This window comes from Paenibacillus sp. JT31N11 (assembly GCF_056269285.1).
This window is the reverse complement of the sequence record NZ_JBWDNQ010000006.1, coordinates 305,956-320,506: the sequence shown is the minus strand read 5'-3', so window position 1 is coordinate 320,506 and position 14,551 is coordinate 305,956. Positions and strand designations below refer to the sequence as shown.

The following is a 14,551-nucleotide window of genomic DNA, read 5'->3' as shown; positions in this document are numbered from 1 at the left end:
CATGCAAGCAGGTTTTTCCTTGCTGGAGCAGCCCGCTTAGGCCTGGCTGGTTCCGGATCTGCGCAGCAGCACGGTTTTTCCTGCCGAACGGTCATCAATGCAGTGGGTTCATTCTTAACCGTTTAAGAAAAAAGCCCGACCTGATGGGGCCGGGCTCGCGATGGGGAATGGTTATTCATTTGTGGATTTGCGGTATAGACTGGGGGAAACGCCCAGAACGCGCTTGAACGCCCTGCGAAAGGAGTGAGAGCTGTTATAGCCGACCTGAGCAGCAATCTCATCAATTGTCAAATTGGAGTCAAACAGCAGGCCGGAAGCATGCTTGATCCGGACTTTCTCCAGATAATCCGAGATAGGCTCACCGGTCTGCTCTTTATAGAGCTGGGAAATATATTTCTCCGGCCTGCCAACCGAGTCGGCGATCTGGTATAGTGACAGATTGGCGTCTCCGTACCTTGCTTCAACGGATTTTCTTATTTTGTCCACCGTTTCATTTTCTTTCTCGGTCTTCTTCCTTACGATGAGCTCGCAGATTTGTTCAATAATTTCTTCCAGCTCGCTGCGCACCTGCTCGACGCCTTCCGACAGCATGATCTGAACAGTCCGGTTCTTCAGGTGCTCGGATTCATCCGGATCCTGAATCGCCTTCTGATCGATCAGCTTCAGTATCGTTCCTTTGATCTCCCCGATGAGCTGCTGCGACATTTCTGCGGACAAGCCGCGCTCGGCGAAGTTCTGTACGAAGATCTGATCGACGATCCGCTTGGCTTCCAGGGTTTCCCCAACCTTCAAGGCGCTCAAGAGGCGCATTTCCTGATCGATCGGATAATAATAGGTTGTGGTTTCCTTCCAGGTCTCGTGATACCAGGTAATACTGCCGTCACTGCTTGCGGCGGCCCCGTAATCCATCGCCCGCCTTGCCTCCTCGAACGATCGGCTGATATCGGAGAGGCTGTGGAAGGAGGAGCCTACGGAAACCGAGATGGATATGCGGTATTCCGTTTCCAGAATCGCTCTGAGCCCGGCGATCTTCTTCTCGTAATCCTTCCGCTGCTCCGTGCCCGGCTCCGAGGCAAATGTGCTGATCACCGCGATTTTGTCGGAATCCATATCGGTTATGGCTGCTGCGGCATCAATCGTACGCATGGTTTGTGTAATCAAGAGACGTGCGGCCTGCAGCTCATTAAGAATCTCTTCCGTATTCATGCCGCTGTAGCCGTTAATCCGGATCATGCCGACATAACCGTAATCGCCTTGAAATTCCGTGCCCGACTGTGAAGAGGCGGCCCGGATTTCGTGCAGCGAATGGAATTCTCCCCGGAGAATCCGCTTCATGAAGGCATCCCGCACAAGCGGAATCTGCCGGTTCAATTCCGTTTCCAGCAGCCGGTTGTCGCTTATCAGACTCGATATATTGCCGTGCAGGAAATCATAATCATTGTAAGCGACATACGAGTCTTGACCGATTTGCTCCCGCACAATGCGGACGAGCCGGTTAATGGGCGTGCTGTTGCGGTAAGCCAGGAGCAGACAGATCAATAGACCAATCACAAGCGCGACAACCGTAACCGTCCACGTAATATGCTGAATCTTGTCGGCCTGCTCCATCAGAGCCTTTCGCGGAATGCCGGCAACATAGACCCAGCCGTTGCTCTCCGAGCGGACGGTTATCCGCAGCGTATCATCGATGAATTCCTGGGTCTCCATCTCCTCGGGCGTCGTCTTTAGCCCCAACTGGTCAATCTGCTCATTGTCGATTCCCGCGGAAGCGAGCGGCTTCCCATCCTTGTCCGTTATATACGCCCAACCGCCGTATTGGCTGGAGAAGCTCATCAGCATGCTGCTGATCTTGGACTCATCGATGACCACCACCACCGTTCCGCTCGGTTTGGTGAAGCTGTTCAGCGGGAGGGATTGAATATAGGTCATGACGAAGGATTCCGTCTTGTTGCGGATATACGAGCGCAGAGGCAGAATCGTATCCTGATGGCTTGTCTGAATGATCGTCTTCTTCCATTCATCGAACGAGAGACCGCTGTAATAGTTTTGCTCATAATAATGAAGCGGACGGTAATAGATGGTTGCCGGGGTCAGCACAACGTCATAATTGTTCAGATAAATATAATAGTTTTGCAGAAAGTCATTGGTCTTGTCGTAATAGGATACATCCCGCCAGGTCTTCCATAACCCATAAATATTATAAGAGTCCTTCTTTACATTTTCATTCATGATCAGCGCGATATCCTGGTTGATGGCCAGCTGTCTGGTGAAATTCTGCACCTCGGCCATCCGTCTCTCCAAAATATCCTTGCTTTGCTTGAGCAGCAGCAGGCTTGTGTCTATTGAATTCTTCTCAGCGGCGTCAATAGAAGTCCGATACGTGATATATCCCGCTATATTCGGAATGATCAGAATGATGAGATAGGATAACAGAAATCTTCTGAACGTTTTGGAAAACCTGGTTTTCATCATTTAGCCGCCCCTTATTTTTGAAAGCGATTCCATTTTCATGGTCAATGGTGGGTCTTCCCCGCGAGGTTATAAATTTACTTTACAACAGGTTGCGGAGCTAGGCAAATACGGCTTAACCCCGCCACGCAGTGCCGCATCGTGCTCCTGCAGCTGAATTTCTGGCATCGTCTGGCCAGCGCAAAAGAAAAACTCCCCCGGCTCAGGAGGAGGTTGAGTCAGGGTCACTTTCATCCTGTACGGTCAGCACAAGCTTGCCGATGTTTTTGTTTTCTTCCATGCGCCGGTGGGCTTCGCCGACCTCCTCCAGCGGATAAACGGTGTCAATAATGGGTTTCAGACTCCCGTCGGCAAAAGCAGGCAGGGCATCCCGGACAAAATCGCGCGTTAGCTGCGTCTTATATTCGACGCTCCGCGTGGAGAGCAGCGTTCCGAAGATGGTGATCCGCTTGGCGTAAATCGCCGCCAGGTCTACATTCTCCACCTTGGAGCCGCCAAGCGAGCTGATCAGCACCATCCGGCTGTCGACAGCAAGGCTGGCGATATTCCGCTCCCAGTAGGAAGCGCCGATAAAATCAAGAATGAGCTGGACTCCCTGTCCCCCTGTTGCCCGCTTAACTTCCTCGTCAAAGGAAGATTGCTTGTAGTTAACCGCAATGTCGGCGCCCAGGCTCCGGCAGACCGCCAGCTTCTCGTCGGTTCCCGCGGTGACAATGACCTTGGCCCCCTTATGCTTGGCCAGCTGAATGGCAGCGGTCCCCACTCCGCTTGCTCCTGCATGAATCAGCACCCATTGACCGGCCGCAAGCCCGCCCTGCCAGAACAGGGTTTGATAGGCCGTCAGGAATACTTCGGGAATGGCCGCCGCTTCCTCGAAGGACAGCCTGTCAGGGATGCGCATCGCCATCTCCCCTGGAATGACGGCATATTCCGCGTATCCTCCGCCGGGAAGCAGCCCGAATACGCGGTCGCCAGCCTTCCAGCCTTCGCAGGCCGCTCCCGCCTGCTCAACTACCCCCGACATTTCCAGACCCAGAATCGGGCTTGCGCCTGCAGCTGCCGGATAAAGTCCCCTGCGCTTGAGAATATCCGCCCGGTTGATGGCCGCGGCTTTTACGCGGACCAATAGCTCGCGATCCGCGGGAACCGGCTTCGGGTACTCCCCTGCCTTCAATTGTTCGATCCCTCCGGGCTGTTCAACTATTATCGCTCTCAATAGGACATCCTCCTTGATTCATAATCGGGACATATTGATGCATTATCCCCCGTGTCGAGCCTCATCGTGCTTGAGTGTATTCTTTTTTAGTTTAGCACTCAAGTATCGACGACTCAATTTTCCCTGGGAAACTTGACCGCCCCTGACGGCCGGGGAAATCTCATCACACAAGAAGAAACGGCCCGAACAGGAAGAGAATCATCTCCCGCTCAAACCGTTTCTTTGATTAACGTGATTGACTATTAAGACCTTGAATGATTTCTTTGTTAAGCCCGGACAACAGCTTTGCCTGAATATCCGGCTGCACGCCGACAGAAATTGGACCGTCTGGAAGGGCTCACCCCAGCTCTTGATAAAATTTCCTGAATTTCCCTGGAGGACAGCCTACCTGGCGGCGAAATAAACTGGAAAAGAATGTAGGATCCTCATAGCCCACCAGAATCGCAATCTGAATGACCTTCTCATCGCTTTCCATCAAATATTGTTTGGCCCGGTTAATGCGGATTTCATGCACACGCTCCGTGAGCGTCTGTCCTGTTTCTCTTTTGAAAATACGATTCATTTGGCGCGTGCTTATATTAAATAGTTCGCATATGGAGGATATGGACAATTTTTCGGCATAGTGATGCTCGAGAAAGCCGTTAACCCGGCGTGTTAATATCCGGTTGTGACTGCTCCGCTGGAGCCTGGGTTCCGGCTGGAAGGATGCATTCTGGCTTTTGTAGCGCGACAGCAGCACCAGAAGCTCCAGCACCAGAATTTTAATCAGGGTATGATGGTTGGCTTGCTTGAATTTCCACTCCAGCTGTATGCAATTCAGCAGTGATATGGCGCGCATGCTATCCTGCTTTTTGAGATTCAACCGATTATAGCGGCGTTCCCCCTTGTTCAACAAGGAGTGAACATATGAACCGTCCATTAAGGTTGTGATCTCCAGCTGCCGCAATAAACTCTCCTGGATGAACTCCGAGTTAAACTGGCATTTGATCATTTCAAATGGTTTGCCTTGTCCTACCTCATACCTGTGAGTTTCACCCGGATTGATAATAATGACATCACGAGTATGGATATCATAACATTCCCCTTCACAAATATACTTCGCATCGCCCTGTACGATAAAAACCAGCTCAACACAATCAGGCTCCTGCATCGATGGACTATTATGTTGATCCAGAAAGACGCGGGAGATCGAGAAGGGTAATTTATGTTCATCCAAATATGAATGATTCGAGTAATTGAGCATGCCAACTCCCCTTTGCATAAGTATGCTGAAGTTTGAGTAGTGAACACTCACCCGGATTGTACGATCACTCCATTAATTGAATGACTTGAATCTGCTTGCCTCTTAGTTGATTTATTATATCCGGACTGGTCTTGGCATCGGTGATCAGATGATGAATACCCTGCCAGCCGTTTACAGAAACGAAGGACTGAATGTCGAATTTGCTGTAGTCTGCCAATACATACACTTCTTCTGCCATCTGCATCATTTTTTTCTTGATCCTCGCCTGCATTTCATTGGATTCGCTGATCCCGCGTTCCAGATGCACACCTTTGCAGGAGATAAAGGCCTTATTCACATGGAAATCATCCACTGTTTTTTCAGCGATCGGACCTACGAAGGACAGCGAATGCGAGAGCATAGTACCGCCTGTATTGAAGACCTGAATATTCTTCTTCATGCTGAGCTCCAGACTCACCTTGAGTGAGTTGGTGATGACGGTTAACGGAATGTCAGGCAGCTTCGAGGACATGTACCAAGCCGTTGTGCTCGCATCCAGAACAATTCGCTCATGAGGTGCGATGTGCTGGATAGCCTCTTCAGCAATTTTGCTTTTTTCCTTGATATTGGTTATCTCCCGTTCCTTGTAGGAGATTTCCGGCGTATACGTTCGAATCCCTAGCGCTCCCCCGAAGCTGCGGTAGAGTCTGCCTTCGCTTTCCAACCTGCCCAAATCCCTGCGGATCGTTTCCTCCGTTACCTGGCATAATTGGCTGAGCTCCGTTACCCGGACACTCCCGCGCTCATTGACCAGGTCGACAATCCGCTGGTATCTCACAGCAGCAAGCATGATTTCATCACCCCTTGATCTCCTCTGCATTCATAGCAGTCCGCTTATTTCTGGTGTAATAAATCAGGGATATCCCGACACCTCCAATGCAGATCAGGATAGTCCAGCCCAGCGCATCCAATATCACGGATCGAACAAGGACGGAAATCAGCCGAATAACAGACCATACGAGCATCTGGATGCCGATCACGAGACAAACGCGGCGGAACAGGCAGCCTGCCAGGTAGCTCTTGTGATAGACATGCTGTACAAAGAATACGCATGCGAGCCATAGAATACCCAACAAAAGAAAGGAAAAGTTGTCGATCGCCCGCCATGCTGAAGGATTGATGTTGAAGACGATCAGCAAACTGGAAATCAAATCACGCAGCTCAAACCACAGATAAATCCCCAGAGCACTTGTCGCGAAGGATAGCAAATAAGAATAAATGCCCGCCTTTGCCTGCCTGTTACTCCTTTTCAAAAACTCATCCATGGGAGGATTGATCCTCCCACTTCATTCTGACCGAATCGAGCAGCGTAAGCGTATAGGCTCTTGTTTCTTCACTATCGACAAGCCGTGTTTTTCTTAAATACAGGGAAAGCCGCCTCAGTCTTCTTACATAACTTCTTTTCGCCGCCTCCTGCAGCTTCCGGGATTTTACATGGTTCCCTTGCTGATGCAGCTTCATAATCCGCCCGTTATACTTCGCCTTCCATTGCTCAGGAATATCATTCAGCGTTGCTATCCGCTCCAGCTGCTCATGCTTGCTGACGACGAGTACGCCGGTTATTGTTCTGAGGTACCATAGCAAACCTGCCATGGTCATTCCCAGAAGAATAACAAAGCCAAGGATGGTAATTAGAATAGGCGTCATAAATGATCAACTCCCCTCAAGCTGAGTTCTCCTGCGAAATGACAGGCGGAGTAATGACCCTCATCCACCTTGACCCAGGGCGGACTTTCCTTCTTGCAAACATCCTGGGCATAGGGGCAGCGCGGATGAAAATAACAGCCGGACGGAGGATTGGCGGGATTAGCCACTTCCCCTGCAAGGATAATCCGGTTGGATTTCTTCCGGGGATCCGGTATCGGTTTGGACGACAAGAGCGCTTCCGTGTAGGGATGCATGGGACGGTTGAACAGCTCCCTGGTGCCGGCTGTTTCCACCATCTTGCCAACATACATGACACCGACCCGATTGGAAATATGCTGAATGACACCAAGATCATGGGAAATAAACAAATAGCTTAAATTCAGTTTGGCTTGCAAATCCTGCAGTAAATTAATGATTTGGGCCTGCACGGATACATCAAGGGCGGATACCGCTTCATCACACACGATAAACTTGGGATTTGTCGCCAAAGCACGGGCAATACCGATCCGCTGCCTTTGCCCTCCGCTGAAAGCGTGGGGATATCTCTCCATGTGGCGGCTGTTTAGCCCGACAAGCTCCATCAGCTCACGAACGCGTTCCTTCAGTTCGTCTCCGCTGGCCAGGTTATTGCATACCAGGGGCTCCCCTACGATATTCAGCACGGTCATTCTTGGATTAAGCGAAGAATAGGGATCCTGGAAGATAAGCTGCATATCTCTTCGTATCGCACGCAGGCTCTTGGTATCGAGCTTTGTAATATCGACCATTTGCCCATTGCGCTTTTGAAACTGCGCTTCGCCCGAGGTCGGTTCAATAGCCCGCAAAATACAACGGCCTAAGGTTGTTTTACCACAGCCCGATTCCCCGACCAAACCAAAGGTTTCCCCAGGGCCTATAGACACGCTCACATCGTCAACCGCTTTGACATAGCCGACTGTCCGCTGAAAAAAGCCTTTTGTAATCGGAAAATACTTCTTCATCCCCTTGACGTCCAGAACCCGTTCCAATGTTTCCATAGCTGCCTCATCTCCTCTACTCCAGGTTTACTTCAGCCAGCACACATCTGACGCGATGCCCTTCCTTCACTTCAATCAAGGGAATGTCCTCCCGATTGCATACCCCATCCATCGCATGCTTGCACCGTGTATAAAAGCCGCATCCCGCCGGAAGATTCATTGGAAAAGGTACCGTTCCTTCGATGGATTCAAGCCGCTCATTTTCTCTATTAATGGTTGGTATCGAATTAAGTAGAGCCTTTGTATACGGATGCTGCGCTCCATGGAATAAGGTATCGACATCTGTATATTCCACAACCTTGCCCAGATACATGACCGCCACATCATCCGACATCTCGGCAATGACCCCAAGATCATGCGTGATGAAGACGACAGACATATTATTCCTGGCTTTAAGCTCATTAATTAAATACAGAACCTGCGCCTGTACAGTCACATCCAGCGCAGTTGTAGGCTCATCGGCGATCAATATCGAGGGCTTGCAGGAGAGGGCCATCGCGATCATCGCCCGCTGCCTCATTCCTCCTGATAATTGATGGGGATATTCGTTCATCCGCTGCTCCGCATTGGACATCCCGACATTTTTCAGGGTCTGAATAGCAATTTCTTTAGCTTCCTCCTCATTATTGGTAATATGAAGCTTTATGGCTTCCATAATCTGATTCCCAATCGTATGAATGGGCGAGAACGCCTTCATCGGTTCCTGAAAAATCATAGCAATTTCGCCGCCCCGAATATCGCGGATATCCTTTCCCACTGGATCAAGCTTGACCAGATCCGTAACTCTGGCCTGATCATGATCCTTCTTCCTGCTCAGCAGAATTTGTCCTTCCACTTTTCCCGGCTTGGGTACGATGCGTAATAATGCCTGGGAGGTCACGCTTTTCCCGCAGCCGCTTTCACCGACGATCCCGAGCGTTTTCCCCCGCTTAATCGTTAAATCCACGCCATCCACTGCTTTCAGAATACCCTCATCCAGATGAAAATGTGTGGTAAGATCCTTCACTTCCAGAACGATATCTCCGCTAACAACCATGGAAAGCCTCCTCTACTTGTAGGGATCTGCCGCATCACGCAGTCCGTCACCCAGAAAATTGAACATTAGTACGGCAATGACAATGAAGATAGCGGGTATCAGCAGCCACGGATGATGCGCGAGCGTCTCCAGGTTCTGCGAGTCCTGCAGCAGCACGCCCCAGCTGACGACTGGCGCCTGAAGTCCCAATCCCAGAAAGCTAAGCGACGTTTCCCCGATAATTGTCGCAGGAATCGATAGCGTTGTACTGACAATAATATAGCTGGCAAAGGACGGAAGAAGATGCTTGCGGATAATGCGTAAATCCGTAGCGCCCGAGAGCCGGGCAGCCATTGTAAAATCCTCTTCGCGCAGGGATAGAATTTTCCCCCGCACCACCCGGGCAAGACCCGTCCAGCCGATAACGGAGAAGATGATGATCATCCCAAAGTAAATTTGCAGCGCTGTCCAGTCCCTCGGCAGTGCCGCTGCAAGCGTCATCCATAAGGGAATGGTGGGAATACAGATCAACAAGTCAATCGTCCGCTGAATGATGGTGTCGGTAACCCCGCCCAAATAACCGGAGAATCCGCCCAGGAGCAGCCCCAGGATAAGGGTAAATACAATACCCAGCAGTCCGAAGGAAAGGGAAATCCTGGATCCATAAATAATCCGCGACAACATATCCCGGCCAAGCTGATCTGTACCCAGCGGAATGAATGCCTCGTTGGAATCCTGAAGGCCGACCAGATGAATATCCGATTGAATAAACCCCCACATTTTATAAGGCTCGCCTTTGACAAAGAAGGAAATCGGGTACTTCCGCGATGTATCCTCAACAAAGGTGCGGCGGAAGGTTTCCACATTCATTTCTTCTTTGAGGCCATAGACGAAGGGCCGCAGGCTGAAGCCTTCCTGCTTATCGGTGAAATGGATTTTTTGCGGCGGAGCATTTTTATATTCAGGATACCGTAAGGCCGGAACGCCTGGCGCCAGGAATTCACAGAAGATGGCTGCCAAATAAAAGAGCAGAAGAATAATGGCTGCAGCGACCGCCATTTTATGCTTTTTAAATTTCCACCACATGAGCTGCCATTGAGAGGCTACTTCCACATTTTCAAGCCTGCTTTTTTTGTCGGGCCTTGACTTCCTGTTCCTCCGAAATCTGCTCGATAGCTGGGTGATCGCGCTCATTCAGTGCCTCCTCCATATCTAATCCTCGGATCCAATGCCGCCAGCAGAATATCCGAGAGAAGCGTCCCAATTACGGTCAATACACTAATAATGAGCAGGAAGCTGCCGGCCAGATACATGTCCTGGAACATAAGCGCCTTGAGCAGCATCGGTCCTGTTGTAGGCATATTGAGCACGATGGAGACAATCGCTTCACCGGAAATCAGCGCGGGAAGAGTCCATCCTATGGTACTGATTAAGGGATTAACCGCCATACGGACTGGATATTTAAATAGCAGTTTACGTTCAGAGACGCCTTTTGCCCTGGCTGTGATCACATACTGCTTGCTGAGCTCATCGAGCAGCATTCCCCGGGTGACACGGATGAGGCCTGCTGTTCCGCTCATCCCGATTACAACGACGGGCAGCGCGAGTCTTGGGAGCATATTCAACACTTTATCGATACTCCAGGGCGCATCCTGATACTCCGGCGAGAATAACCCCGTTATGGATATCCCGGTCTGGGCAAAAACCGCATAAACAATAATCAAGGCGATAAGAAAACCGGGAACGGCAAGACCGATAAAGCCGATAAACGTAAATACATAATCCATAACCGAATATTGCCTTGTTGCTGAATAAATGCCAATCGGTATGGCGAGGATCCACACGAAAATAAGCGAAATAATGGATATGGTCATGGTCAGGGCCAACCGCTCGCCGATCACCTCCGTTACCGGCATGTTCCATTGGAAGGACCGCCCTAAATCTCCGTGCAGAATGATATTCTTCACCCATACCAGATACTGCATGTACATAGGCTCATCAAGACCATACTGCAGCTTCAAATTAAGAATGGCACTGTCATTCACATCCGTACCGGACAGCTTTAAATTGGCAATGTATGTGGTCAGGAAATCGCCCGGCGGCAGTTGAATGATGACAAACACAATAATACTGATGGCGACCAGCAGCGGAATAAGTTGAAGAACCCGATAACCGATATAATTTAACAAGCACTTTCCTCCTTCATCCAAGCATTCCTGCCTCTTGTGATTCCAGGTCAATGTTTGAGAGAGCCCAGCCCTCCCGCAACCCGCCGGGCTCTCTCATGGGATATCTGCCTAGTTGCCGAACCAGAACTGCTCCCCGCTAAAGTTTGCGGCAATAGCAAAGGACTCCTCGGTTGGAACATTATGCAGCTTGTCATTGACGATCAATGGCTGCTTCACTTCTTCAATCGGGATGAAATACCAGTTCTTCTCTACAAAGTCCGCCTTGATTTGCGCAAAAACTTTCTGTGCCTCTGCCGGCGCAGCGGCCGCCGCGGTGTCAATTTGAGTGAATAAGGCCTTTACCTCGGCCGGCGGCTCCACACCCTCCTTGCCGCCTGTAGTGCGCCATCTTTCCCAGGCTGGCGCCCAGTTTCCGATACCCCAGTCGCCCATATACCACAGGGGGGTATGTGTCCAGATCATGGTCGCCCGAAGCTCATTTGCGGTGTTGCGGGTGGTCCAGAGGGCTTGGTCAATGGTCTTCATCGTTACATTCAACCCCAGCTCCTTCCACATTTCGACAACAAGCTGTGTCATGGGAACGATATCCGGAGCCTGTGCCCCTACCTCAAAGGGAATCGTAAATTTCTTGCCGTCCGGGGCCGTGCGGATTCCGTCGGCACCCTTCTTCATCCCCATCTCATCAAGCAGTTTATTTGCTTCATCGACATTGAAGGTTGGATCAGCGATAACGGACGGTGCGGCAAAGCCATAATAGATGGCATCGATAATCTCATCCCGGTCCAGTGCCATATTAAGCGCTTTGCGGAAACGGACATCCTGCACAACGCTCTGCCAGGATTTATCATCGAAGGTCATGTTAAGGAAAATATCCGTTGGCGTGACATGCATATTGGCAAGTAAAGCCCTGTAGCCGCTCTTTTCATTTTCCTTATACAAGGGCATTTTGACCAATGCAGCCGATTCGCGGGAAAAATCCACTTCGCCGGCAATGGTTTTCAATGAGACCATTTCAATATCCTGCACCATGGTGCTCACAATCTTATCGATGTATGGAAGCTGATTCCCTGCCGTATCTACTTTGAAATAATAAGGATTTCTCTCGAAAGCAGCGGTTGTCTCAGTACTTTTCACAAAAATCCACGGATACAAGACAGGAAAGCCGATGGCCTTCTTGCTCGTCAGCTCCCCGCTGGTGATGTCCTTTTCATTGAAGAGCTTCGCCCACTCGCCAGGCTGGAACCCGGCTTCCTTGATTAAGGGCTCCAATTTATCAAGCGGTGTATATTTGGTATGGAACTGCTTCAGATAATGTGCCGGCTGCAGCAGTTCGGAGTAGCCTCTCCAGCCTTGAATGGCAAGACGGATTGCAAGACCGCCATAGGGCCTGTCAAAAACCAGCTTGAAGTTATATTGGTCAGCAATCTCAAGCTTGAACGGCGCGCCTTCGGGAACGCCGCCTCCACGAAGATAAACCGGAAAGATGGGTGTTATGTCCGTATTCAACAGGACATCCTCAACTGTGAATTTGACATCATCCGTTGTAACGGGCTGGCCATCCGACCACTTGAGTCCCTCACGCATAACAAAGCTGAACGTCTTTTGGTCTTCGCTCATCTTGAAGTCCTTCACCACATTGCCCGTTATTTCTTCTCCAAGGATACCAGGCGTGTTGATGAGAGGCTCATCATTCATAACAAAAACATCGGCATCCCAGTCGACGGCTGAGGTAATGGTTCTTAAAGTGCCGCCATAGGTGCCATTCTCATATTTCAGCAGGCTTGCCGGCATTTCATTCGTAATCTTGTAATCCTTCGGAAGGCGGTCTTTGACAGGCGGCAGTGATTTGTCATCCAGAAAAGGAGATTGATTGAATTCGGTAATCTCCTTCAATTCAGCCGTCTCTGCCGGTTCTGTCACTACAGGTGTTTGTTCCGTGTCGGCATTGTTTGAGGGGGTCTTGTTCTCTTCGGCTGCAGGGGTATTGACAGTCGTTGCAGAATCCTCACAACCAGCTAATAATACAATAGCCGAGAGTATTATTGAGAGGATGATCAAACTCGTTTTCCTCATCTTTTGCCCTCCATTTTTTGAAAATGTTTGAGTTTTTTTATTGCAGCCTTACATTGGTCCTCTATAAAATTTGATTATTTATCCTTCTTCCACCTCCCTCCGTTCTCCTAAAATAAGTATAAATTTACATGTAAACGTTTTCTTTTTGCCTATTTTAGAATAAGGGGTTGAAACGTATCTGACATCGTCTACTAAGACATTTTTATAGTCTATTGAGACAACTTTTAACATTAGTCTTGTCCCATAAACGGAAATAATCGGATATATTCGGAATCCGCAGATGGATACCTTGAGCTTGAGGTCATGGATACGAGGCTCCTGAGGGGGTGAAAACAAATAAAATCTATAAGGATAAAAAAAGCCCATGGGACGGTGTCATCATGACAACCATTCCATGGGAGAATCAAACGATGGGGTATAACAGTTAAGCTAAACACGGTGAAACGTTATTATGGGGGAAGTGCATCCGCATGAACCGCTCCATCCTCGCAAGCGCCTCATTCAGCTTCGGCAGTGAAACCGAGTAGGAGCAGCGGATGAAGCCTTCGCCTCCCGGTCCGAACACGCCGCCTCCAACGGCAGCAACTCCGGCTTCCTTCAGCAGACGCAGGGCAAACTGCTCCGAGGTGAGTCCGGTGTGTTTAATAGAAGGAAAAGCATAGAAGGCGCCCTGCGGTTCATGACAAGACAGTCCAATCTCCCGCAGCCCCTGGACAAACAAGCCCCGGCGCTCCTTGAACGAGCTGATCATGCGGTCCTTCTCCGCAAGGCCGCTGCGCAGCGACTCGATTGCGGCAATCTGCCCCAGCACAGGCGCGCACATGGCGGTGTACTGATGGATCTTGAGCATGGCGGCAATAAGCTCCCGGTTGCCGCAGGCGTATCCAACCCGCCAGCCGGTCATTGCGAATGCCTTGGAGAATCCGCTGATCACGAGTGTCCGATCCTTCATTCCCGGGAGCGATGCGATGCTGAAGTGCTGCCGGTCATAGGTCAGCTCCGCATAGATTTCATCGGAGATGACAATCAGATTGTTCGCGATCGCAAGCTTCGCAATGGGCAGCCAATCCTCCCTGGACATGACGGCTCCGGTGGGATTGTTCGGGAAGTTCACGATGAGCACCTTGGAACGGGGCGTAATCCGCTCCTGCAGAGCCTCCGCCGTCAGCTTGAACTGCCGCTCGGCCGATGTTTCCACCTCGACGACGACTCCGCCATGCAGATTGGCAATCGGCGAATACGCAATATAGCTGGGGGCGCTGAGAAGAACCTCATCGCCGGCACCGATCAATGTCCGCAGGGCCAAATCAACCGCTTCACTGCTTCCAACTGTCACCAGCACCTCGCTCGCCGGGTCATACTGAAGCTGAAAGCCACTGCTCAGATAACCGGCTATTTCCTCGCGCAGCTCCAGGAGACCGGCATTGGGCGTATACATCGTTTGGCCTTCTGCCAATGCCCGCATGCAGGCCTCTCTGACATGCAGAGGCGTCACAAAATCCGGTTCCCCCACGCCAAGCGATATCGTATCGCTGCCTGCCTCCAGTTCAAAAAACTTGCGGATCCCCGAAGGGGGGATATCCCGTATATGCGGCGTGATAAAATCATTCATGCTCATCGTGTTAACTTCCATTCTCAAACGCT

12 protein-coding genes are annotated in these 14,551 nt (G+C 50.4%); all 12 read right to left on the bottom strand.

The features are described from left to right. Positions 1 to 171: 171 nt before the first annotated feature. The 12 genes from AC0YNV_RS22120 to AC0YNV_RS22065 all read right to left on the bottom strand — a co-directional run bounded on the left by AC0YNV_RS22120 (position 172) and on the right by AC0YNV_RS22065 (position 14,540). Positions 172 to 2,472: a helix-turn-helix domain-containing protein gene (locus tag AC0YNV_RS22120; RefSeq protein WP_475769945.1), complete on the bottom strand. Its 2,301-nt coding sequence runs from the start codon at positions 2,470 to 2,472 to the stop codon at positions 172 to 174. Between the two features lie 199 nt (positions 2,473 to 2,671). Beyond that, positions 2,672 to 3,685: an NAD(P)H-quinone oxidoreductase gene (locus tag AC0YNV_RS22115; protein ID WP_475769944.1), complete on the bottom strand. Its 1,014-nt coding sequence runs from the start codon at positions 3,683 to 3,685 to the stop codon at positions 2,672 to 2,674. Positions 3,686 to 4,022: 337 nt separating this feature from the next. Next, positions 4,023 to 4,928, bottom strand: coding sequence for a helix-turn-helix domain-containing protein (locus AC0YNV_RS22110; RefSeq protein ID WP_475769943.1), 906 nt, complete (start codon positions 4,926 to 4,928; stop codon positions 4,023 to 4,025). A gap of 64 nt (positions 4,929 to 4,992) precedes the next feature. Then, on the bottom strand, positions 4,993 to 5,757 hold the full coding sequence (locus AC0YNV_RS22105) for a DeoR/GlpR family DNA-binding transcription regulator (RefSeq protein ID WP_475769942.1): 765 nt from the start codon (positions 5,755 to 5,757) through the stop codon (positions 4,993 to 4,995). 7 nt (positions 5,758 to 5,764) lie between these two features. Further along, positions 5,765 to 6,232: a hypothetical protein gene (locus AC0YNV_RS22100; RefSeq protein WP_475769941.1), complete on the bottom strand. Its 468-nt coding sequence runs from the start codon at positions 6,230 to 6,232 to the stop codon at positions 5,765 to 5,767. Continuing rightward, positions 6,225 to 6,614, bottom strand: coding sequence for a hypothetical protein (locus AC0YNV_RS22095; RefSeq protein ID WP_475769940.1), 390 nt, complete (start codon positions 6,612 to 6,614; stop codon positions 6,225 to 6,227). The genes AC0YNV_RS22100 and AC0YNV_RS22095 overlap by 8 nt, the downstream gene beginning before the upstream one ends. Further along, positions 6,611 to 7,630 (bottom strand): ABC transporter ATP-binding protein, encoded by a 1,020-nt coding sequence (locus tag AC0YNV_RS22090; RefSeq protein WP_475769939.1) that lies wholly within the window; start codon positions 7,628 to 7,630, stop codon positions 6,611 to 6,613. The genes AC0YNV_RS22095 and AC0YNV_RS22090 overlap by 4 nt, the downstream gene beginning before the upstream one ends. Positions 7,631 to 7,646: 16 nt before the next feature. Continuing rightward, positions 7,647 to 8,666, bottom strand: a complete 1,020-nt coding sequence (locus AC0YNV_RS22085) for an ABC transporter ATP-binding protein (protein WP_475769938.1) — start codon at positions 8,664 to 8,666, stop codon at positions 7,647 to 7,649. 12 nt (positions 8,667 to 8,678) lie between these two features. Further along, positions 8,679 to 9,839: an ABC transporter permease gene (locus AC0YNV_RS22080; protein ID WP_475769937.1), complete on the bottom strand. Its 1,161-nt coding sequence runs from the start codon at positions 9,837 to 9,839 to the stop codon at positions 8,679 to 8,681. After that, positions 9,836 to 10,834 carry an ABC transporter permease gene (locus AC0YNV_RS22075; RefSeq protein WP_475769936.1) on the bottom strand — a complete coding sequence of 333 codons (999 nt, stop codon included), beginning with the start codon at positions 10,832 to 10,834 and terminating at the stop codon, positions 9,836 to 9,838. Before AC0YNV_RS22075 ends, AC0YNV_RS22080 begins: the two co-directional genes overlap by 4 nt. 108 nt (positions 10,835 to 10,942) lie before the next feature. Next, complete coding sequence (locus AC0YNV_RS22070) at positions 10,943 to 12,907, bottom strand: ABC transporter substrate-binding protein (RefSeq protein WP_475769935.1); 1,965 nt, start codon at positions 12,905 to 12,907, stop codon at positions 10,943 to 10,945. A gap of 424 nt (positions 12,908 to 13,331) precedes the next feature. Further along, positions 13,332 to 14,540: an aminotransferase class I/II-fold pyridoxal phosphate-dependent enzyme gene (locus AC0YNV_RS22065; protein ID WP_475769934.1), complete on the bottom strand. Its 1,209-nt coding sequence runs from the start codon at positions 14,538 to 14,540 to the stop codon at positions 13,332 to 13,334. Between the last annotated feature and the right edge of the window lie 11 nt (positions 14,541 to 14,551).